20 protein-coding genes and 1 pseudogene are annotated in these 18,859 nt (G+C 73.8%); 9 read left to right on the top strand and 12 right to left on the bottom strand.

Features of this window, described 5'->3' with window-relative positions:
* Window positions 1–55: 55 nt before the first annotated feature.
* Together GA0070611_RS24750 and GA0070611_RS24745 are read right to left on the bottom strand one after the other, a co-directional pair.
* On the bottom strand, window positions 56–1,732 hold the full coding sequence (locus tag GA0070611_RS24750) for an MDR family MFS transporter (RefSeq protein WP_091668977.1): 1,677 nt from the start codon (window positions 1,730–1,732) through the stop codon (window positions 56–58).
* A gap of 102 nt (window positions 1,733–1,834) precedes the next feature.
* On the bottom strand, window positions 1,835–2,383 hold the full coding sequence (locus GA0070611_RS24745; protein ID WP_091668974.1) for a type 1 glutamine amidotransferase domain-containing protein: 549 nt from the start codon (window positions 2,381–2,383) through the stop codon (window positions 1,835–1,837).
* A 129-nt stretch (window positions 2,384–2,512) separates the two neighbouring features.
* On the opposite strand from GA0070611_RS24745, the gene rfaE2 reads away from it, so the two are divergent.
* Entirely contained in the window at window positions 2,513–4,345 is a 1,833-nt protein-coding gene (rfaE2, locus tag GA0070611_RS24740) for a D-glycero-beta-D-manno-heptose 1-phosphate adenylyltransferase (RefSeq protein ID WP_091668971.1), read from the top strand.
* Window positions 4,342–5,226 (top strand): glycosyltransferase, encoded by an 885-nt coding sequence (locus GA0070611_RS24735; protein ID WP_091668966.1) that lies wholly within the window; start codon window positions 4,342–4,344, stop codon window positions 5,224–5,226. Before rfaE2 ends, GA0070611_RS24735 begins: the two co-directional genes overlap by 4 nt.
* 7 nt (window positions 5,227–5,233) lie before the next feature.
* Here the strand turns inward: GA0070611_RS24735 and GA0070611_RS24730 are convergent, their stop codons facing one another.
* From GA0070611_RS24730 to GA0070611_RS24720, 3 genes are read right to left on the bottom strand one after another with little or no spacing between them, the layout of a single operon-like run.
* The gene (locus GA0070611_RS24730; protein ID WP_091668962.1) at window positions 5,234–6,340 is read right to left on the bottom strand and encodes a glycosyltransferase family 9 protein; all 1,107 of its coding nucleotides are present in this window, start codon (window positions 6,338–6,340) and stop codon (window positions 5,234–5,236) included.
* Between the two features lie 7 nt (window positions 6,341–6,347).
* Entirely contained in the window at window positions 6,348–6,884 is a 537-nt protein-coding gene (locus GA0070611_RS24725) for an Hsp20/alpha crystallin family protein (protein ID WP_091668958.1), read from the bottom strand.
* Complete coding sequence (locus tag GA0070611_RS24720) at window positions 6,881–7,387, bottom strand: DUF2231 domain-containing protein (RefSeq protein ID WP_091668953.1); 507 nt, start codon at window positions 7,385–7,387, stop codon at window positions 6,881–6,883. Before GA0070611_RS24720 ends, GA0070611_RS24725 begins: the two co-directional genes overlap by 4 nt.
* Before the next feature lie 165 nt (window positions 7,388–7,552).
* Between GA0070611_RS24720 and GA0070611_RS24715 the strand changes: the two genes are divergently transcribed.
* On the top strand, window positions 7,553–8,170 hold the full coding sequence (locus GA0070611_RS24715; protein WP_091668950.1) for a pyridoxamine 5'-phosphate oxidase family protein: 618 nt from the start codon (window positions 7,553–7,555) through the stop codon (window positions 8,168–8,170).
* Between the two features lie 139 nt (window positions 8,171–8,309).
* Window positions 8,310–9,254 (top strand): AfsR/SARP family transcriptional regulator, encoded by a 945-nt coding sequence (locus GA0070611_RS24710; protein WP_167604468.1) that lies wholly within the window; start codon window positions 8,310–8,312, stop codon window positions 9,252–9,254.
* On the opposite strand, the gene GA0070611_RS24705 is transcribed toward GA0070611_RS24710, so the two are convergent.
* The 3 genes from GA0070611_RS24705 to GA0070611_RS24695 all read right to left on the bottom strand — a co-directional run bounded on the left by GA0070611_RS24705 (window position 9,193) and on the right by GA0070611_RS24695 (window position 12,256).
* Window positions 9,193–9,777 (bottom strand): DUF3105 domain-containing protein, encoded by a 585-nt coding sequence (locus tag GA0070611_RS24705; protein ID WP_091668942.1) that lies wholly within the window; start codon window positions 9,775–9,777, stop codon window positions 9,193–9,195. The two genes, GA0070611_RS24710 and GA0070611_RS24705, sit on opposite strands and share 62 nt — an antisense overlap.
* Window positions 9,774–10,994: a hypothetical protein gene (locus GA0070611_RS24700; RefSeq protein ID WP_091668937.1), complete on the bottom strand. Its 1,221-nt coding sequence runs from the start codon at window positions 10,992–10,994 to the stop codon at window positions 9,774–9,776. Before GA0070611_RS24700 ends, GA0070611_RS24705 begins: the two co-directional genes overlap by 4 nt.
* A 173-nt stretch (window positions 10,995–11,167) precedes the next feature.
* Window positions 11,168–12,256, bottom strand: coding sequence for a ThiF family adenylyltransferase (locus tag GA0070611_RS24695; protein WP_091668934.1), 1,089 nt, complete (start codon window positions 12,254–12,256; stop codon window positions 11,168–11,170).
* 185 nt (window positions 12,257–12,441) lie between these two features.
* Between GA0070611_RS24695 and GA0070611_RS32045 the strand changes: the two genes are divergently transcribed.
* The 3 genes and pseudogenes from GA0070611_RS32045 (at window position 12,442) to GA0070611_RS24680 (ending at window position 14,078) form a co-directional block, all read left to right on the top strand.
* Window positions 12,442–12,729 carry a DUF4190 domain-containing protein gene (locus GA0070611_RS32045; protein WP_407940388.1) on the top strand — a complete coding sequence of 96 codons (288 nt, stop codon included), beginning with the start codon at window positions 12,442–12,444 and terminating at the stop codon, window positions 12,727–12,729.
* Between the two features lie 153 nt (window positions 12,730–12,882).
* Window positions 12,883–13,332 (top strand): annotated as a pseudogene (locus GA0070611_RS32040) (SRPBCC family protein); the annotation flags it as partial.
* A 377-nt stretch (window positions 13,333–13,709) separates the two neighbouring features.
* Complete coding sequence (locus tag GA0070611_RS24680; RefSeq protein WP_157740384.1) at window positions 13,710–14,078, top strand: hypothetical protein; 369 nt, start codon at window positions 13,710–13,712, stop codon at window positions 14,076–14,078.
* A 1-nt stretch (window position 14,079) separates the two neighbouring features.
* Here the strand turns inward: GA0070611_RS24680 and GA0070611_RS24675 are convergent, their stop codons facing one another.
* Window positions 14,080–14,883 (bottom strand): DUF4253 domain-containing protein, encoded by an 804-nt coding sequence (locus tag GA0070611_RS24675; RefSeq protein ID WP_091668920.1) that lies wholly within the window; start codon window positions 14,881–14,883, stop codon window positions 14,080–14,082.
* Window positions 14,884–15,046: 163 nt separating this feature from the next.
* Between GA0070611_RS24675 and GA0070611_RS24670 the strand changes: the two genes are divergently transcribed.
* Together GA0070611_RS24670 and GA0070611_RS24665 are read left to right on the top strand one after the other, a co-directional pair.
* Window positions 15,047–15,556, top strand: a complete 510-nt coding sequence (locus GA0070611_RS24670) for a SigE family RNA polymerase sigma factor (protein WP_091668915.1) — start codon at window positions 15,047–15,049, stop codon at window positions 15,554–15,556.
* Entirely contained in the window at window positions 15,553–16,401 is an 849-nt protein-coding gene (locus GA0070611_RS24665) for a hypothetical protein (RefSeq protein WP_091668910.1), read from the top strand. The genes GA0070611_RS24670 and GA0070611_RS24665 overlap by 4 nt, the downstream gene beginning before the upstream one ends.
* Before the next feature lie 53 nt (window positions 16,402–16,454).
* Here the strand turns inward: GA0070611_RS24665 and GA0070611_RS24660 are convergent, their stop codons facing one another.
* The 3 genes from GA0070611_RS24660 to GA0070611_RS24650 all read right to left on the bottom strand — a co-directional run bounded on the left by GA0070611_RS24660 (window position 16,455) and on the right by GA0070611_RS24650 (window position 18,608).
* Window positions 16,455–16,934 (bottom strand): hypothetical protein, encoded by a 480-nt coding sequence (locus GA0070611_RS24660; RefSeq protein WP_091668906.1) that lies wholly within the window; start codon window positions 16,932–16,934, stop codon window positions 16,455–16,457.
* A 39-nt stretch (window positions 16,935–16,973) separates the two neighbouring features.
* Window positions 16,974–17,429 carry a hypothetical protein gene (locus tag GA0070611_RS24655; protein WP_091668902.1) on the bottom strand — a complete coding sequence of 152 codons (456 nt, stop codon included), beginning with the start codon at window positions 17,427–17,429 and terminating at the stop codon, window positions 16,974–16,976.
* Between the two features lie 192 nt (window positions 17,430–17,621).
* Window positions 17,622–18,608, bottom strand: a complete 987-nt coding sequence (locus GA0070611_RS24650; RefSeq protein WP_197675788.1) for a phosphotransferase — start codon at window positions 18,606–18,608, stop codon at window positions 17,622–17,624.
* Window positions 18,609–18,859 lie beyond the last annotated feature (251 nt).

The following is an 18,859-nucleotide window of genomic DNA, read 5'->3' as shown; positions in this document are numbered from 1 at the left end:
CCTCCTCTATGGACGCCGTCCGACGCGATCCCGTTACATGATCGGACCGGTGCGGTCAGAGCATCGTCTGGGACTTCGCCTCCATCTCGGCGGCGGCCTCCTCCTTCGACTCCCCGCTCAGCGGCTTGCCGCCGGGAGCCGCCGCCTTCCCGCCGAGCGGGTCCGCGCCACCGGTCGCACCCTGCGGGCCCGCACCGCGGAGCTGGTGGTTGGGCAGCGCCAGGGTGACCAGTACGGCCAGGATGGCGACCAGCCCGGTGGTCAGGAAGACCAGGTGCAGCGACTCCACGAACGAGGCCTGGATGGCGGCGCGCACCGGGGCGGGCAGGGCCAGGATGGTCGCCGGGTCGTTGATCGAGATGTTGCTGCCACCACTCGCCGCCACGGCGGCCCGCTGTTCCGGCGGGAGCTGCGCGATCGCCCCCGGCAGCCGCTCGGCGAGCTGGCTGCTGAGCTGCGAGGACAGCACGGCCCCGAGGATCGCCACGCCGAACGAGCCGCCCAGCGACCGGAAGAACGTCGCCGACGAGGTGCCCGCGCCCAGGTCGCGTACGTCCACCGCGTTCTGCACCGCCAGGATCAGCGACTGCATGCACAGGCCCAGCCCGACCCCGATCACCACCATGTAGCCGAACGCCGCCCAGAGCGAGGTGCCCACCTGGAGCTGCCGGAAGAGCAGCATGCCGGCGACCAGCACCGCCGACCCGGCCACCGGGAACCACTTGTACCGCCCGATCCGGCTCATCGCCCGGCCGGTGAGCACCGAGGTGACGATGATGCCGGCCATCATCGGCAGCATCAGCAGACCGCTGCGGGTGGGCGACGCGCCCTTGACGATCTGGAGGTAGAGCGGGATGAAGATGATCGACCCGAACATCACCAGACCGAGCACGAAGCCGGCCGAGTTGGCCAGCGCGAAGGTGGCGCTGCGGAACAGCCGCAGCGGCAGGATCGGCTCGCGTACCCGGGCCTCCTGGAGCACGAAGAGCACGCCCAGCACCGCGCCGGCCACGAAGAGCCCGATGATCACCCCGGAACCCCAGGCGTACGAGTTGCCGCCCCAGCTCAGCGCCAGCAGCAGGCAGCTCACCCCGGCCACCAGCAGGGCCGCGCCCAGCCAGTCGATGGCGTGCTCGCGCCGCTGGAACGGGATCAACCGCATCACGTGGTAGCAGACCACGATCGCCAGGATGGCCAGCGGCACGTTGATATAGAAGATCCAGCGCCAGTTCGTCTCCGCGAAGTAGCCGCCGACCAGCGGGCCGGCCACCGAGGAGAGGCCGAAGACCGCGCCGAAGAGCCCCTGGTAGCGGCCCCGGTCCCGGGGCGACACCACGTCCGAGATGATGGTGAACGCCAGCGTCATCAGCCCGCCCGCGCCCAGGCCCTGCACGCCCCGGGTGAGGATCAGCTGGGTCATGTCCTGCGACAGGCCGGCCAGCAGCGAGCCGAGCAGGAACGTGCCGATCGAGAAGAGGAAGACCGGGCGACGCCCGTACAGGTCGGCCATCTTGCCGTACAGCGGGGTGGAGGCGGTCGAGGCGAGCAGGTACGCGGTGACCACCCACGAGTAGTGGTCGATCCCGCCCAGCTCGCCGACGATCGTGGGCAGCGCCGTACCGACGATCGTCTGGTCCAGCGCGGCCAGCAGCATCCCGGTCATCAGGCCGAACATCAGCAGGCGGATCTGGCGGGCGTGCAGCACGGGACGACCGTGGGCCTGGGCAGTCATCCCGCCTTCTTTCCCGCCCCACACGAATCATGCCTGCCGGCACGAAGCGGCGGCGGAGGCCGTGCCGCCCCCGCCGCCGCTGTTCCGTCGCTGTTCCGTCGGTCAGTGCCGGCCCTCGGCGAACTCCTCGACGATCTTCGCGCAGAACGCCGGCAGGTCGTCCGGCTTCCGGCTGCTGACCAGGCCGTTGTCGGTGACGACCTCCTCGTCGACCCAGTTCGCGCCGGCGTTCGTCAGATCGGTGCGCAGGCTCGGCCAGGAGGTCATCCGGCGGCCCCGGACCACGCCCGCCTCGACCAGCGTCCACGGGCCGTGGCAGATCACCCCGACCGGCTTTCCGGCGTCGAAGAACGACTTCACGAACCGGACCGCCTCCGGGTCGGTCCGCAGGAAGTCCGGGTTGGCCACGCCGCCCGGCAGCACCAGCGCGTCGTACGCGCCGGCGTCCGCCTCCTTCGCGGTCACGTCGACCGGGAACCTGCCGCCCTGGTCGAGGTGGTTGAAGGCCTGGATCTCACCGGGCTCCAACGAGACCAGCTCGACCCGCGCGCCGGCCTTCTCCACCGCCTCGCGGGGCTTGGTGTACTCGACCTCCTCGACGCCGTCCGTGGCCAGGAAGGCGATCCGCTTGCCCTGCAGTGTCGCTGCCATGGTGGTGCTCCTCTCCGGGGTGTACCTGCTCCCCTTCCCGGGGGCGACCACCCGAAACGGGACGACCGGGGTGGCCTGGCCCGCACCCGGCCAGGTTTGGTCGGTCTCCCCGGGGGGACCCGGAGGGGCATGGCAGGAGCAGCAGCGGAAGAGCGCCGGCTCGCCACTGTGGTGGCGGACTGGCAGGGGCGTCCCGTGCTGGTCGTCGGCGACGCCATGCTCGACGAGTGGCGGTTCGCGGAGTCCGAGCGGCTCTGCCGGGAGGCCCCGGCACCGGTCCTGACCCTGCGTCGCCGGATCTCCGCCGCCGGTGGCGCGGCGAACACGGCGGTGAACGTCGCCGCGCTGGGCGGCCGGGCCGCGCTGGTGGCCCCGGTCGGCGCCGACGTGGCCGGCGACGAACTGCACGACTGCCTGGACCGGGCCGCCGTCTGGGACCGCACGGTCAACCAGACCGGCCGGCCGACCCCGGTGAAGCGGCGGATGCTCGCCGGCAACCAGATCCTGCTGCGCGAGGACTCCGGCGACCCGGAGGACGCGCTCGACGACGACGGGGTGGCCCGCCTGCTCACCGCGCTGCACTGCGCGACCGAGGAGCTGCGGGCCGTCGCCGCGGGGCAGCCGCTCACCCTGGTCGTCTGCGACTACGGCCTGGGCGCGCTGCCCGCGCCGGTCCGCGCCTGGCTGGTGGCCAACCGGGACCGGTACGCGACGGTGGCCCTCGACGCGCACGACCTGGCCGACTGGCGGGGCCTGAACCCGACCGTGGTGACCCCGAGCTTCGCCGAGGCGACCCGGCTGCTGGCCCGCGCGGCGGCCGGCTTCAACACGGCGCCCCGCACCGGCGGCCACTCCGACCTGCACCTGGAGCACGCCGACCCGGCCGACGGGCCGTCGGAGATGATGGTCGGCGCGGCCCCGGGCGGAGCCGGCGAACGCGGCAGTCCGCACCCGGCGTCCGGCGCGCCGGCCACCGGCGGGCGGGGTACGGCCACCGGACCGACGGGCGAGCCCACTCCCGGCGAGGAGCGGGTGGCGCTCACCCTGGACGGGCTCAGCGTGACCGGCACCGGGGTGACCGTGAACACCGCCGCCGGCGAGGGCGTGGACCGGGCGGTGCTCGCGGAGTCCCGCCTGGCCGAGCTGCGCGCGCACACCGGCGCGGACGTGGTCGCGGTGACCCTGGACACCGAGGGCGCGGTGGTGGGCGGGCCCGAGGGCGAGCCCCGGCGCAGCCACAGCACCCCGGTCCCGGCCAGCCACGCGGTGGGCGCCGGGGACGCGTACCTGGCCGCGATGACGCTGGCACTCGCCGCGTCGGCGAACCTGCCGACCGCCGCCCAGCTGGCGCAGCTCGCCGCCACCATCACCGTCTCCGACACCGGGACCTGCGTCTGCCGGCGGGAGGACCTGCTGGCGGCGCTCGGCGGCGGGGCGGCGGAGCACGACCACCCGACCCTGGTCGACGCGGACGAGCTGGCCTCGATCGTCGCCGAACACCGCCGGGCGGGCCGGTCCATCGTCTTCACCAACGGCTGCTTCGACGTGCTGCACCCCGGGCACGTCCGCTACCTGACCCAGGCCCGGGCGCTCGGCGACCTGCTGGTCGTGGCGGTCAACTCGGACGGCAGCGTACGCCGGCTGAAGGGGCCGGACCGGCCGGTCAACCCGGTCGAGGACCGGGCCGCGCTGCTCGCCGCGCTGGAGTGCGTCGACCACGTGGTGGTCTTCGAGCAGGACTCCCCGGCCGAGCTGATCGAGGCGGTCCGGCCGGACGTCTACGTCAAGGGCGGCGACTACCCGCCCGAAATGGTGCCGGAGGCGCCGCTGGTGCGCCGCCTCGGCGGCCAGGTCCGCACCCTCGGTTACGTGCCGGACCGCTCCACCTCGGCGATCATCGACCGGATCCGGGCCCAGTCGGTCGCCCCGCCGGTCGGCGAGGAAACCGGCAGGCCGGCGTGAACCGGCCGCTCGACCCGGGCACCCCGGAGGCGTTCCGCCGTCCCCGGCAGCTCGACGTGCTGATCCCCACCCGCAACCGCCCGGCCGAGCTGGCGGTCACCCTCTCCGGGCTGGCCGCGCAGGAGGGCGTACCCGATTTCGGGGTGGTGGTCAGCGACCAGTCCGACGGCGAGCCGGCGTACGCGCACCCGGCGGCGGCCACCATGGTGCGGGCGTTGCGTCACCGGGGCCACCCGGTGCTGCTGACCCGGCGACTGCCCCGGCGCGGCCTGGCCGAGCACCGCGCGTACCTGCTGGACCGGTCGACGGCCCGGTACGTGCTCTGCCTCGACGACGACGTCTGGCTGGAACCGGGCACGCTGTCCCGGCTGGTCACCGCGATCCGGGAACTGGGCTGCGGCTTCGTGGGCAACGCCGTGCACGGCCTGTCGTACGCCGACGACGTGCGGCCGGAGACACACGGGCACTACGAGGAGTGGTCGGGCCGGCCGGTGCCGGAACGGATCCGGCCGGACACCCCGCAGTGGCAGCGCGCCAGCATCCACCCGGCGGCGAACCTGCTGCACGTCACCGAGAAGCTGCGGCTGCCGGCCGGGGCCTGGCGGGCGTACAAGGTCTCCTGGATCGGTGGTTGTGTGCTCTACGACCGGGCCAAGCTGGTCGACGCGGGCGGCTTCGAGTTCTGGCGGCGGCTGCACGAGCGGCACCAGGGCGAGGACGTCGCCGCGCAGCTCGCGGTGCTGGAGCGGCACGGCGGCGCAGGAGTCCTGCCCAGCGGGGCGTACCACCTGGAGTCGCCGACCACGGTCACCGAGCGTGACGTCGAGGCGTGGGAGGTGGTCCTCGTCGACCAGCCCTCCGACACCCCGCAGCCGGCCTGAGCCGGCGTCACCCCCCGAGCAGTTCGCGGGCCGCCTCGACCACCTCGATCTCGGGGACGTCGGCGACGAACGAGTCGCGGTGCGGGCACGGGTCGTCGCCGGGGCGGTGCGGGTAGATGTCGCGGGTGCAGTCCACGCCGCAGACCGGGCAGTTGGTGGTCCACGAGGCGATCGGCCGGTGCCGGGCACGCAGCGGCGTCGCACCGTTGATCAGGTTGCCGATCCAGTAGACCCCGACGGTCGGGGTGCCGACCGCGCCGGCCAGGTGCAGCGGCCCGCTGTCGTTGGAGACGAGCAGCGCGCAGCCGGCGTAGCAGGCGGCCAGCGCGCCCAGCCCGAGCGTGCCGACCTGCGGCCGGACCGGTACGCCGGCCGCCGCGACCACCGCGTCGACGGTCTCCTGCTCGGCGGGGGTGCCCGTGACCAGCACCTCGTACCCGTCACCGGCCAGCGCGCGGGCCACCGCGCCGAAGCGTTCCGGCGGCCAGCGCCGCCGGGTGTCGGTGGCGCCCGGGTGCAGCGCCACCCGGGGCCGGGTCGGCTCGCCGAGCACCGCGCGGGCCTCGGCCCGGTCGGCGTCGGTCACCGCCAGCGCCGGGGTGATCGTCACGGCGGGCGCCCCGACCAGCGCGACGGCCTCCAGGTATCGGATCACCTCGTGCTGGTAGTAGACGTACCGGATCCAGCGGTCCAGCGGCGGCGCGTCCTCGGCCCGCAGGCCGGCGGTGACCCGGGCGCCGAGCCCGCCGACGACCGGGTTGGAGTTGGCCCCGCCGCCGTGCAGTTGCAGCGCCAGGTCGAAGCGTTCCCGCCGGGCCGCGGCGAGGAAGTCCGCCATCGCGGCCGGCTCCTCGTCCGGCCCGGGCTCGCGGATCCCGGGTGCCGGCGGCACCACCAGCACCCGGTCCACCGGACCCGGCCGGTCGCGCAGGAACGCCGCGTGCCACGGCGCGCCGAGCAGCACGATCTCGGCCCCCGGGTACGCGGCCCGCAGCGACTCCAGCGCCGGCAGGGTGAAGATGAAGTCGCCGAGCGCGTTCGCCCGCAGCACGGCGATCCGCTCGACGTCCGGCACCCGCCCACCGACCGGACCGAGCACGGGAAGGCTGGTCACGGGGCTCCTACGGCCGGTCGATCTCGTCGACGGTGGTGTCCGGGTGGTGCAGCTCGCGGTCGGCGGCCGGGTCGGCGAGCCGGGACGTACCCCCGGTGGCGGCGCGCGGGCCGGTGTGGCCGACGGTGATGGTGCGCGGCGCGGGCCGGGACGCCCGGGGCAGCCGGACCCGGAGCAGGCCGTGGTCCATCACCGCGTCGATCCGGTCCGGGTCCACCCGGGACGGCAGGTCCACCCGGTACTCGAAGCCCCGGGTCTCGAAGCCGCCGGGGATGCCCTGGTCGGCGTTGACCTCGGCCTCCGACCGGGCCCGGACGCACAGCTCCCGGTCGTCCAGCTCGACGGCCACCTCCTCCGGGGCCACCCCGGGCAGCCGGACCACGACCTCCCAGCCGTCGCCGGCCTCGGTCAGCTCCACGTCGGGGTTGGTTCCCCGGCCACCGACCAGCCGGCTGAGTTCGGAGCGCAGCGACTGGAGTTCACCCATCGGGTCCCAGCCCTGCTGCCGGCCCCGCCAGCCCCGTCCACCGCTCTGTTCCGTCATCGCACGTCTCCGATCCGCTGGTTCGCCGAGGGGGAACGCAGCGAGCTCGGGGCGTTCAGGTCGTGCTCCGGGTCCACCCCGACGCCGAGCCGGTCCACCAGCTCGCCCCCGAGCCAGGCGCTCAGCCCGAGGATCGCCACGGCGACCACCTCGATGGCGATCAGGGCGCCCCCGGCGGCCCGGGAGTCGGCGTTGAGCCGTACCACCCAGACCGCGGCGAAGAGCAGGATCACCGCGATGTTCGCGGCGGCGTGGGTGAGCCCGACCCGCTTGGCGCGGGTGCCGGTGGGGATGGCGAGCAGGTCGACCGCGCCGGCCGCCGCGGCCAGCAGACCGCCGATCAGGCCGACGGTGATGTTCCAGTACGCGACCTCGCCGAGCAGGTCCGGCCCGCCGACCGTGTCGATCACGTCGAAGATCACGGCGGTGACCAGCAGGGCCACCGGGAACATCACCAGCATGGGGTGCACGGGATGGCCGAGCACCTTCAGTCGGCTCTCCATCTCGGCCTCCGTCGGTCGCCTCCGGGCGCGCTGCGAGGGAGGCGGTACCCGGCGCTCCCGGGGGCAAACCTCGCGTTCGACGCGCTCTCCTAGGCTGACGATGGCGCAAACCGGCCGTTCGCGGGCCGGAATCGGCGTGCTGGCCAACGGACGGGGGAGGCGGACATGAGTACGGAGATCACCACCGAGGCGGAGCTGCGGGAGCTGCTCGGCGTACCGGGGCAGCGGGCGGCGAACAAGGACCGCCCGGTGCTGCACGAGCGGGACCGGCAGTGGCTGGCGGCGTCGCCGTTCTGCCTGGTCGCCACCGCCGGCGCGGACGGCAGCTGCGACGTCTCGCCGAAGGGCGACCCGCCCGGGTTCACCCTGGTGCTGGACGAGACCACCATCGCCATCCCGGAGCGGCCCGGCAACCGGCGGGCCGACGGCTACCGCAACATCCTGGCCAACCCGCACGTGGGGCTGCTCTACCTGATCCCCGGGCGCACCGACACGCTGCGGATCAACGGCCGGGCCCGGCTGCTGCGGGACGCGCCGTGGTTCGACGACATGCGGGTACAGGGGCACCGGCCGGTGCTCGCCGTCGAGGTGACCATCGAGCAGATCTTCTACCACTGCGCCAAGGCGTTCCTCCGCTCCGAGCTGTGGCGGCCGGAGACCTGGCGGCCGGACGTCCTGCCCACCCGGGCCCGGCTGGTCAAGGAGGTCGAGGCCCCCGCCGACGACCTGGCCGCCCTGGAGCGCCACTACGGCCCGCAGTACGCCCGCACCCTCTACTCCTGACGAACCCCGACAGGTCCGGCTGCGTCAAGCGGGGTGCGTAAACACGCAGCCGGACTGGTCCGGGGAGCAGGAGCGGTCGATGGTGGCACGGACCGCAAGCCCGGGCCCGCGCGCCCGGCACCATCACCAGGGGGGCAGCATGGGCGACGATCTGGCATTCGGCATCCTCGGGCCGGTCGAGGCCCGGCTCGGCGACCGGCCCGTACCGCTCGGCCGGCCGCGTGCCCGGGCGCTGCTGGGTTACCTGCTCACCTGCCCGAACCGGGTGCTCTCCACCGATCAGCTGGTCGACGCGCTGTGGGACGGCTCCACGCCGGCCACCGCCCGGTCCCAGGTCCAGGCGGACATCTCGGCGCTGCGCCGCGCGCTCGCCGACTGCGGGCAGGACGAGGTGATCGTCACCGCGCCGCCGGGTTACCTGCTGCGGGCCCCGGAGAGCCGGATCGACCTGACCGCCTTCCGGCGGGAGACCGCGAGCGCCCGGGCGGCGCTCGCCGGGGGTGATCCGGCCGAGGCGGCCGGCGCGTACCGGCGGGCGCTGGCCTGCTGGCGGGGACGCCCGCTGGACGGGGTGGTCGCCGGTTACGCCGACGCCGTCCGGGCCGGCCTCGCCGAACAGCGACTGACCACGTACGAGCAGCTCGTCGACGTGGAGCTGGCGCTCGGCCGGCACCTCGACCTGGTGGCGGAGCTGTGCGCCACGATCGAGGCGCACCCGCTGCGGGAGTCGCTGGCCCGGCGGGGCATGATCGCGCTCTACCGGTGCGGTCGCCAGTCGGACGCGCTGCTGGTCGCCCGCCGGCTCCGGCAGCTCCTGCGCGAGGAGGAGGGGCTGGATCCCGGCCGGTCGATCCGCGCGCTGGAACAGGCCATCCTCACCGCCGACCCGCGCCTCGACCACCGGCCCACGGACCGGCCCGGCCCCGAGCCGTTCCGGCCGGCGGCGTCGGCGGCGCGCCGCGTCCGCACCCCCCGCTCGTGGTACGCCTCGGCCGCGCGCCTGCCGCACCCGACCCGACGGCTCACGGACAGTCGTCGGAGCGGGTCCAGCGGTGGTCGTAGCGGCCGCCGAGCCGCTGGATGAAGTCGTTCACCCGCTGCTCGTCGCGCCGGTCGAACCGGTCGATCCGGCCCCACGCGGTCAACGCGACGTCCCGGCCGAGCGCCGGCCGGGGAGCCAGCAGCACCCGGTCCGGGAACTGCCGGGCGATGTCGCGCAGCGCCTCCACCTCGTCGGCCGGCACCGCCGAGCCGTACTGGACGACCACGTGCCCGTGCTCCAAGGCGTGCACGGTGAGCCCGTCCTCCACCGGCTTCTCGTACACGCCGGGCGGCGCGGCGAAGGCGAAGTGCGGGCCGGAGGTCGGCGGGTCGGAGTCGTAGTGGGCGGTACGCGCCTGGGCGCGGGTGATGTGCGGGCTGTCCAGGATCGGTACCGCCTGCCCGGGCAGGCAGGGCGCCGGCCGGTCCGCGGCCCGCGAGCCGGTGACCGTGCCGGTCAGCAGCGCCAACGGGCCGGTCGTGGCGGCGGCCCAGAGCGCCGCCGCGAGGGCGACCACGGCCGCGGCGCGCCAGGCCAGCCGCTGTCGGCGGGTGGTGGTGGTCATGCGAGTCGTCCTTCCCGGCGCAGCCGGCGTTCGCGGAGGGCCAGCAGCGGTGGCAGACCGTAGAGCGCAACCAGGTAGCCGACCGCGGCCACGCACTCCCAGAAGGTGGCGGAGCCGACGTCGCCCTCGGCGAGGTTGTGCACCAGCCACACCGCCATGGCCAGCAGGGCCGGCGCGGTCAGTTGGAGGAACATCCAGGTCACCCCGAGCATGCCCACCAGGTAGCCGACCGCGAAGCGGCCGGCGACCCGACGCTCGTACGGGTCGACCGCGGCGAATTCGTCGGCCTCCCCGGCACGCAGGCCGACCAGCCGGTCCTTCACCGTCAGCCAGGTGGCCCGGTAGAGGTTGTGGCAGCGCAACGCGTTGGCCAGCACCGCGTACATGTCGGAGCGCAGGAACACCGCCCCGCACTGCCAGGCGAGCGAGAAGCAGACACCGAGGACCACCATGGCGGCCACCCGGTCGAGCCAGGGCGGCACCCCGGCCAGGTCCGCCCGGTAGAGCAGCCGCAGGGCCAGCGCGACGGCCAGCACCACTCCCTCGAACGCCATGCCGGCGAGGAAGACGCCGTAACGACGCCGCCGGGGCACCGTGGCGATCTGCGAGACGTCGGTCTCGAAGACCAGGAAGAGGCTGCGGTAGCTGACCCGGAACACCGCCGGTACGCCGATCGCCCGCGCGGCCAGCCAGTGCCACATCTCGTGCAGCGCGTCGAGCACCATCAGCACCACGCCGCTCCACAGCAGCGAGAGCACCGGGTCGGCGAGGAACCAGGCCGCCTCGAAGGTGGGCCGCAGCTCCGGACGGCCCACCAGCACGCCGACCGAGAAGAGGGCCGCTGCCAGGTAACCGGCCCAGGCCACCCGGCCGAAGAGGCGGGCGGCGGTCTCGGGCCGTACCCCCTCGATCCAGCGGATCGCCCGCTGCCGCCCGGTCGACGTGGCCGGGTCGACGTCGTCGAGGAGCCCTTCCTCGGCGAGCGTCAGGATGAAGTCCTCCCCGTCCACCTCCTCACCGGCCGCCTCGCTGGCCGCCGCCGTGGCGGCGGCCAGCGAGGCACCGGACCGCAGGGCCTCCACGAAGACGGCACCGGGCTCCGGTACCGCCAGGTAGCGACCCAGCTCGGCCCGACCAATGACGCACTCCTCCCCGTCCCGGCCCACGACCAGAGTGGCCGCCCGGGACACCAGCGGTGCCAGATCGAGCGTGGTCATGCCTGCCTCCGGATGTCGCGGGTTCGGGTCGGTCGGGTGCGCCGGTCAGATCACGAGCACTGGATGCGGTTGGAGCACGGGGTGGTCAGGCGGGTGTTCTCCACCTTGCGAACCTCGATCTTCATCTCGTCACCTCCCTCGTGGACGTCGGGACATGGGCACCGCCGTACCGCTCACGCGGACGACGGCAGCTCTGGCTCCGCCGTGTCGCCGGAGGTACGGTGGCCGGCACAGACCGGGCAGTCCGGGTCGAGGGTCCACTCGGCCTGGGTGGTGGCGCAGCCGGCGGCGAAGTCGACCAGGGCGGGCCGGCCGGCGTACGCGGGCGGCTCGAAGCGGGTCAGGTAGCGCAGCACCTCGAACGCGGCCAGCGAACCGAGCACCCCGACCACCGGTCCGATGGCCCGGTTCGCGACGGCCACCGGCTCCGCCGGCGCCGCCCGCTCCACCGGGTCCAGGGCGCAGCGCCAGCAGGCGCTCACCCCCGGGTCCACCGACCAGACGACGCCCTGCGACTCCAGCATCCCGGCGCGGACCAGCGGCACCTTGGCCGCCACGCAGGCGGTGTTGACCCACCCGTCGATGTCCACCGGCTGGTCCACACCGGACATCACCACGTCCGGCCGGTAGCGGTCGAGCAGGTCGGCCACGTCCTGCGGACCACCGATCGCGGCGTCCACGTGGTCGACCTCGACCGCAGGGTCGAAGGCACGCACCCAGGCGGCGGCGCGGGCCACCTTTCGGGCTCCCAGGTCGGCCCGCCGGTAGAGGAACTGGCGGGCGAAGTTACGGATCTCCACCTCGTCGCGGTCGAGCAGGGTGAGCCGGCCGATCCCCAGGCCACACAGGTGCGGGACGGTGGTCGAGTTGAGCCCGCCGGTGCCGAGCACCAGCACGTGGGCGTCGCGCAGCCGGCGCTGGAAGTCCTCCCGGCCCCGCTCCAGGGTGGCGAACAGCTCGAAGAAGGCCAGGTTGCTGAAGTAGCGCTCGCGCTCCTCCGCCCCGAAGCGGCCCCGCCGCTCGGCGTCCTCCACGAGGCGGTAGCTGTCCAACGCGGCGAGCGCGTCCCCGACGTCCTCCGCCGGCAGACCGAGCGCCGCGGCGAGCTCCGGCACCGTCCGGGTGCCCTCCCGCAGCAGCGTGAGCAGCTTCTCGACCGTCCCGTCCGGGTCCTCGACCAGCAGGTCCTCCCGGCGGTCGAGGCTCAGCCGGAGTTCCGTACCGACCCGGTCGCAGACCACGTCCTTGAGTACCGGTCGCATCCCGGCCTCCCCCCTTCGCTCCCGCGCCGACAGGACCCAGCCTGCCGGCGGTCGCCATGCGAACGCGATGCGCCCGCCATGCGTCCGGCATCTCCCCACCGACCCGGGGCCGCCGGCATGTTTCGGCAGGTGGGACGCGGGATATCAAGGGGCCTCAAGAGCAACGCTGCACTGTGGAGGGTCAGATGACTCAGCAACCGTCCTACGCCGAACACCACCCGGGGGCCGGCGCGGCACCCGCCGTCCGGGGCACCAACGTCATGGCGATCCTGTCCCTGGTCTTCGCCTTCATCTTCTCCCCGGCCGGCATCGTCCTCGGCCACATCGCCAAGAAGCAGATCCGGCAGACCGGCGAGCAGGGCAACGGCCTGGCCACCGCGGGCCTCATCCTGAGCTACGTCTTCACCGTCCTCGGCGTGATCTGGTTCCTGTTGGTGCTGTTCGCCATCAACAACTCCGGCACCACCGCCTGACCACCGGCTCGGCACGGAGCTGGCGGGGGAGGCACCGGACGAGTGCGTGCGGCCCGCGACCGGGAACATCCGGTCGCGGGCCGTCGTCGTGGTTGAGGTCGATTTCCGGGGGTACGAATTCCGGCACGGACGAGAAGACGACAAGGAGGATCGATGGCCACCAAGGTCGAGAAGTCCATCGAAGTCGACGTGCCGGTCAGCACCGCGTACAACCAGTGGACGCAGTTCGAGGAGTTCCCCCGGTTCATGGGCGGGGTGCAGGAGGTGCGCCAGCTCGACGACCGGCGCATGCACTGGGTCGCCGAGATCGCCGGCGTGAAGCGCGAGTGGGACGCCAAGGTCCTGGAGCAGGTGCCGGACCGGAAGGTGGCCTGGGCGGCCACCAGTGGCGCGACCAACGCGGGCGCGGTCTACTTCCAGCCGATCGGCACCGACCGGACCCAGGTCCGGCTCTCCCTGGAGTACGAGCCGGAGGGCCTGGTCGAGAAGGCCGGCGACAAGCTGCACATCGTGGAGAAGCGGGCCGAGGCCGACCTGGAGAAGTTCAAGTCGTACATCGAGAGCCGGGGTGCCGAGACCGGTGCCTGGCGCGGCACGGTCGACGAGGGCCGTACCCTCGGCACGCCCGGGGTCGAGCACGCCGCCGCCTCGCGCGGTGACGACGGCAAGGCGGGCGTCTCCGGCAAGGCCGTGGCGGCCGGCGCGGCGGTCGCCGGCGCGGCCGCGGCGGGTGCCGCCGCCCTGGCCAAGCACCGCGCGGACGGTGACGAGGAGCCCACCCCGACCACCGAGACCGAGTACGTGGTGACGGACGTGCCGACGCAGCGGACCGGAGCCTTCCCGGCCGACCCGCGCCGCACCCGGTAGACCTTTCCCTCCCTGCCGGAGTGAGCCCGGTGGGCCGGCCCCGCGCCGCGCCCGCCGGGCTCACTCCGTCGCGGGGCCTCCCCCGGTGGCGCGGGTGCCGTACGGTGTCGACCGTGACCGACACGGAGCCGCGCAGCCACGGCCGGCGCATCCTGTACGCGACCATGATCGACGCGGTCGTACTACTGGCCAGCTTCGGGACCTACCTGCTGGCCGACGCGGTGACCGGAGCGGAATGGCTGGCCCGGCTCGCCCTAGTGCTCCCCATGATGGCGTTCACCGCCTGGTTCGCGCCCCGGGTGTCGTACCGGCGACGGGACGTCCTGCTCCTGCTCTTCATGGGATACGTCTTCTGGGTGGTCTCCTGGCGGGTGGCCTACCTGCCGCACCGCGACTGGCGGCCACGGCCGGACGAGAAGGGCCGGGCCCGGTGGGCGACCGAGCCACGGCTCGCCGGCACCTGGTCGCTGCCGGCCGACTGATTCAGTCCCACCAGAACGACCAGTGGTCGGCGGGCGCCTGCCGGCGCGCGACCGCGTAGACGTCGCCCAGGGTCTGCGCCAGGTCGTAGCAGTAGGACATCTGCTCGACGGCGCAGGTGGCGGCGGCCAGCGCGGTCCGGGGTGGCCGGGTGACCACGAGTTCCAGATCGACGAAGTCCGGCAGGTACAGCTCGGCGCCCCAGGCGTTCTCCCAGTGCCGCAGCACCAGCACGTGGTCGTCGTGCAGCAGGTCCGGGTGGGCCGGGCCACCCGACCAGTTGTTCATGATCGCCATCAGTCCCGGCACCAGCGCGAGCACCTCGTGACCGGCCGCCGCCGGCACCAGCAGCACCTTCGTGGGCGGGTACGCCGTGCTGGCGCGCCGGACCCCGGGCGGCACGTCGGTGAGCGGGCCGGTGACCTCGGCGACCCGTACCGGGTCGGACTCGGCGAACTCCTCCTCCCGCCACGCCGTCACCTGCGGGTCGGAGGGATCCTCGGGGCAGAGCCGCTCCTCCAGTTGGGAGCGGACCAGCAGCGCCACCCGCTCGGCCGCATCGACCTGACGCAGCGCGGCCAGCGCGGCGGGCCCCTGGCTCCGGCCGCACCAGTGGTGCGTGCCCTCGGCGGCGTCGCCCGCCGTCCAGCCGAGCACCGGCCAGAGCCCGGTACGCGGATGCTCGGCGCGTAGCGCCCGCCAGACCCGGTCGTGTTCGCCGGCCGGGAAGGTCGCGCTGACCAGTGGTACGCCGACGGCCGTCTCGGCACGCTCGACGCCGTCCAACCGCTCGATCAGGCTCTCCATCGGATCATGATCACAGTTGCCGGGTCGTCGGCCCACCGGTTTGCCTCCGGCCGTCGTTGTTCCCGGCAGGCCGGCCGGAGTCTTCGAGAAATCCGGGAGCGCCGAGCAACCTCCGGGAGGTGAGCGCACGTGACTATCTCGCAATCGGGGATCGGAGGCGTGGATGAGCGATCGCGACACGGCGTTCGCGGAGTACTTCTCGGCCAGGGCGGACGCCATGCGTGGCACCGCGTACCTGCTCTGCGGCGACTGGCACCGGGCGGAGGACCTGGTGCAGACCGCCTTCACGAAGCTCTACCTGGCCTGGAACCGGGTCTCCCGGCACGAGGTGCTCGACGCCTACGTACGGCAGATCCTGGTCCGGTCCTTCCTGGACGAACGACGGCGCGGCTGGTGGCGGCGGGAGCGGGTGGGCGGGGCGGACACCGACCGGCCCGGCCCACCCGAGTCGCCGGAGAACCGGCTGGTGCTGCTCCAGGCGCTCGCCACGGTGGCGCCCCGCCAACGGGCGGTCCTGGTGCTCCGCTACTGGGAGGACCTGTCGGTCGAGGAGACCGCCGCACTGCTGCGCTGCTCGCCCGGGACGGTGAAGAGCCAGGCGGCCCGTGGTCTGGAGACGCTCCGCACCCTGCTGCTGCCCGCGTACAGCACGACCGAGAAGGGGGAACGATGAACGGGGAAGAGCTGCGCGAGGCGCTCCACCACGAGATGGCGGCCGTCGTACCGCCGCCACCGCTGGCCGCCGCCGACGCGCTCGGTTCCGCCCGGCGCACCCGGGCCCGCCGGCGTACCGGATGGGCCTGCGCCGGATCGGCGGTCGCGGTGCTCACGGTCGCCGGGGTGGCGCTGGCGGGCACCACGGGGGCCGGGACCGGTGGCCTGAAGCCGGCGGGCCCCGGGCCGGGGCCGCTTCCGGGTCCGACCGGCAAGGCCACCGCCCAGCCCTGGCCGACCGGGCCGGACGGCCGCCCCCAGGAGGACCGGACGGCGAGGGCGGGCACCCGGCACGACCAGGCGGTCCGCCTGCTCGACGAGATCATCGCGGTGGTGCCGGCCGGCTACACGGTGCCGGAGAACGCGGCCGGCCAGACGGACGACAACCCGCCGCGCACCAGCCAGGCCGAGTTCGACGACAAGGTGCAGGGCGTCGACGTGTGGCGGTACACGTCGTCGGCGGCGGTCCGCAAGGAGGACCGGACCGGGCGGGTACTCGTCGAGGTGTACACCCGCGGCAACCGGCTGCCGACGGAGCCCTGCGAGCTGACCCGGCAGTTCTGGGGGATGCAGGGCGACTGCCAGGTGGTGACCGTGGGGGGCACCCGGATCGGGGTGGTCGTCCGGCCCACCGTCGACCGGCGGTTCGAGCAGTGGTCGGCCTACCGGCACCCGGACGGGGTGGTCACCTTCGTGGCGCAGACCCCGACCTTCGACCGCCCCCAGCAGGGGCTGGTGGACCTGCCGTTCACCGTGCCGCAGCTCGCGGCCCTCGCCATGGACGAGCGGTTCCACCTGCAGTGACGAGGCTCCCCGCGCCGGCTGCGGCACCCGGCCGGCGCGGGGAGCCCGAAAACTCAGAAGAGGAACTTCCAGGCACGCCAGCTGTAGCCGTCGCCGTAGTCCGTGCTGGACCAGACGCCGCTGCCGGCGGCGTAGACCCACACCGAACGCGTGGTCGAGTTCGGGGTCTGCACGCCGTCCACGTCGTCGGCGCGACCGTTGTTCGGCATCTCCACCCAGCCGCTGGTGGACCAGGAGTGCCAGATGGTTCGGTTGGGGGCGACGCCGAAGTACTCCAACCGCCCGCTGCCCCACCAGTTGATCAGCATGACGTGACTGCTGCACTTGAAGGTGCCCCGACGGCCCCACCGGTCGGTGAAGTTCCAACTGGTGGAGCAGTTCGTGGGCGGATAGTAGGTGGTCAGCGTGGTGCCGCCGGTGCCCGCCGCGACCGACGACGAAGCGGAGACGGGCTCGGCCGCGATCCCGAGGACGGCGGTGGCGGCCAGGGCCACCGCGGCCATCCGGGTCGCGCCGCTGCTGGCACTGTCCATGATTCCTCCAGGTCCTGTCCGGGGTACGAGATCGTCAGGTCAGCCGCAGTGGCCGGGCGTGGTGGCCGCGATGTACGTGGTGGGGCCGGTGTCGATCCAGCCCCGCGCCCAGACGCACCGGCCCGAGGAGAGGACGCTGTCCTCCCAGACGTAGTAGGAGACGTAGTCCCCGTGCTTGCTCGGCACGTCGGCGCCCTGCTTGCACGAGCTGGGCGACCCGGTCGGGCAGACGAAGACCTCGACCAGCGTGTACAGGGACACGCCCCAGGTGGACCCCGTGTGCACGGTCGAGGCGCAGTTCCTCCCCCGCGCCGCGTCCCAGTAGAGCTGGATCTCCCCGATCTTCGTACCGCTGCCGTTGGTGATCGACCTGGCCTCGACGAGCGTTCCCGAGCAGCCGTTGGCGGCCTGGGCCGGTGCGGCGACCGTGAGCGTCGCGGAGACCGCGAGCCCGGTCGCCGCCAGGACTGCGGGAAGAGAGCGGCGAATGTTCACCTGGCACCTTTCGAGCGTGGGTGTCCCGGGCGGCACGGACGGCCGCCGGGCGACGAACGATCGCCTTGCATGATTGCGGGCACCCCGGCTCCCGCGTCAGCTCCGCTGCGCCTTCCCGCAGACGGCATTGACCCGGACCGTGCTGTCGGCTAGGAGAGGATGGCCGGCCGACCCACCTGCGTCAGGCTTCCCTCAGGGCAGCAGCGCCAGCGCCTGGGTGAGGTTGTGCTCGGCGATCCCCCGCATGAACTCCCGGTCGGGGAAGTCGCCGTCGAGCAGCCGCAGCGGCCCGGCGGTCAGCGAGAGCCGCTGGGTGAGCAGGTAGAGCGCGAGCCGGTCCTGGTCGAGCCCGTCCACCCCCAGCCGGTCGTAGTCGGGGCCGAGGCGGATCCGCAGGAACACGTGCTCCCACTCGACGTCGAAGTAGAGCAGGTCCTCGATGTCGATCAGCACCGGCGCGCCGTGGCGGTCGATCAGCACGTGGTCCAGCCCCAGTTCGCCGTGGACCACGGCGTACTGCTGGCGGGGCCGCACCGCGGCGGCGAGGACGCGCAGCCGGTCCGCCAACGCCGCGCGGGCGTCGGCGACCCGCCGGTCGCGTCCGGCGGCCTCGGCGAGACAGCGGAGCCCGAAGTCGAGCGCGGCCGCCTCGCAGGAAGGCCACCGGGACGTGCCGCCGCCGTCGACCACGGCCACCTTGCCGTACGTCGGCGCGCGGTACCGCCCCAGCTCGGCCAGCGCCTCGGCGAGCCGCGCCACCGTCGGCGCCGCGGCGACCGGGTCCCGGGCCAGCCGCTGCATCAGGTTCTCGCCCGGGAGGTCCTCCAGCACGACCACCTCGGCGGGATAGTGGGCGCGGCTGCGGTCGACGAGATGCACCTCGGGGACGCGCAGCCCCAGCGACGCCAGCCGCGCGTGCGCGGCCTCGAACAGGTCGAGCCCGAGGCCCGGCGAGAACGGGTCGGCGAGGTCGTCGTCGCCCTCGGCCGCCGGCCAGTAGTTCTCCGAGTCCTCCCACAGGTACGCGACGACGGTCGTCGCGTCGTCCATCGTCAGCCGGTAGACGCCCTTGCGGGTGCCGCCGGCGATGCGGTGCACCTCGGCCAGGCGGCGACCGCGCCCCAACGCGGCCCGGGCCAATCCGGCCAGCTCGTCCCGCGCCACCTGTCTGGGTGCCATCCGTCCTCCTCGGAGACCGTGAAGGCGTGGTCCGGCCCGATCCGGACGGTCCCGCCCTGCCGGGACTGGAAGGTCCCGCAGAGCGCCTCGGCGCGGACCGGCCACAGCGTGGGCCAGGCGACGGCCGCCAGCACCAGTGTCACCGCGATACCGACGGCCATCAGGATGGCCTTTCCCCTTGTCATGTGCTCATCCCCCGTCGGTGTCCGCTCCCCAGCGCCATCCGGCAGGCTAGCCGGCACCCGGATGCG

Origin of the sequence: Micromonospora auratinigra, from assembly GCF_900089595.1 — a bacterium.
GTDB lineage: Bacteria > Actinomycetota > Actinomycetes > Mycobacteriales > Micromonosporaceae > Micromonospora > Micromonospora auratinigra.
Note: the sequence above shows the minus strand (reverse complement) of the source record. Positions and strands in the feature narration are given on the sequence as shown.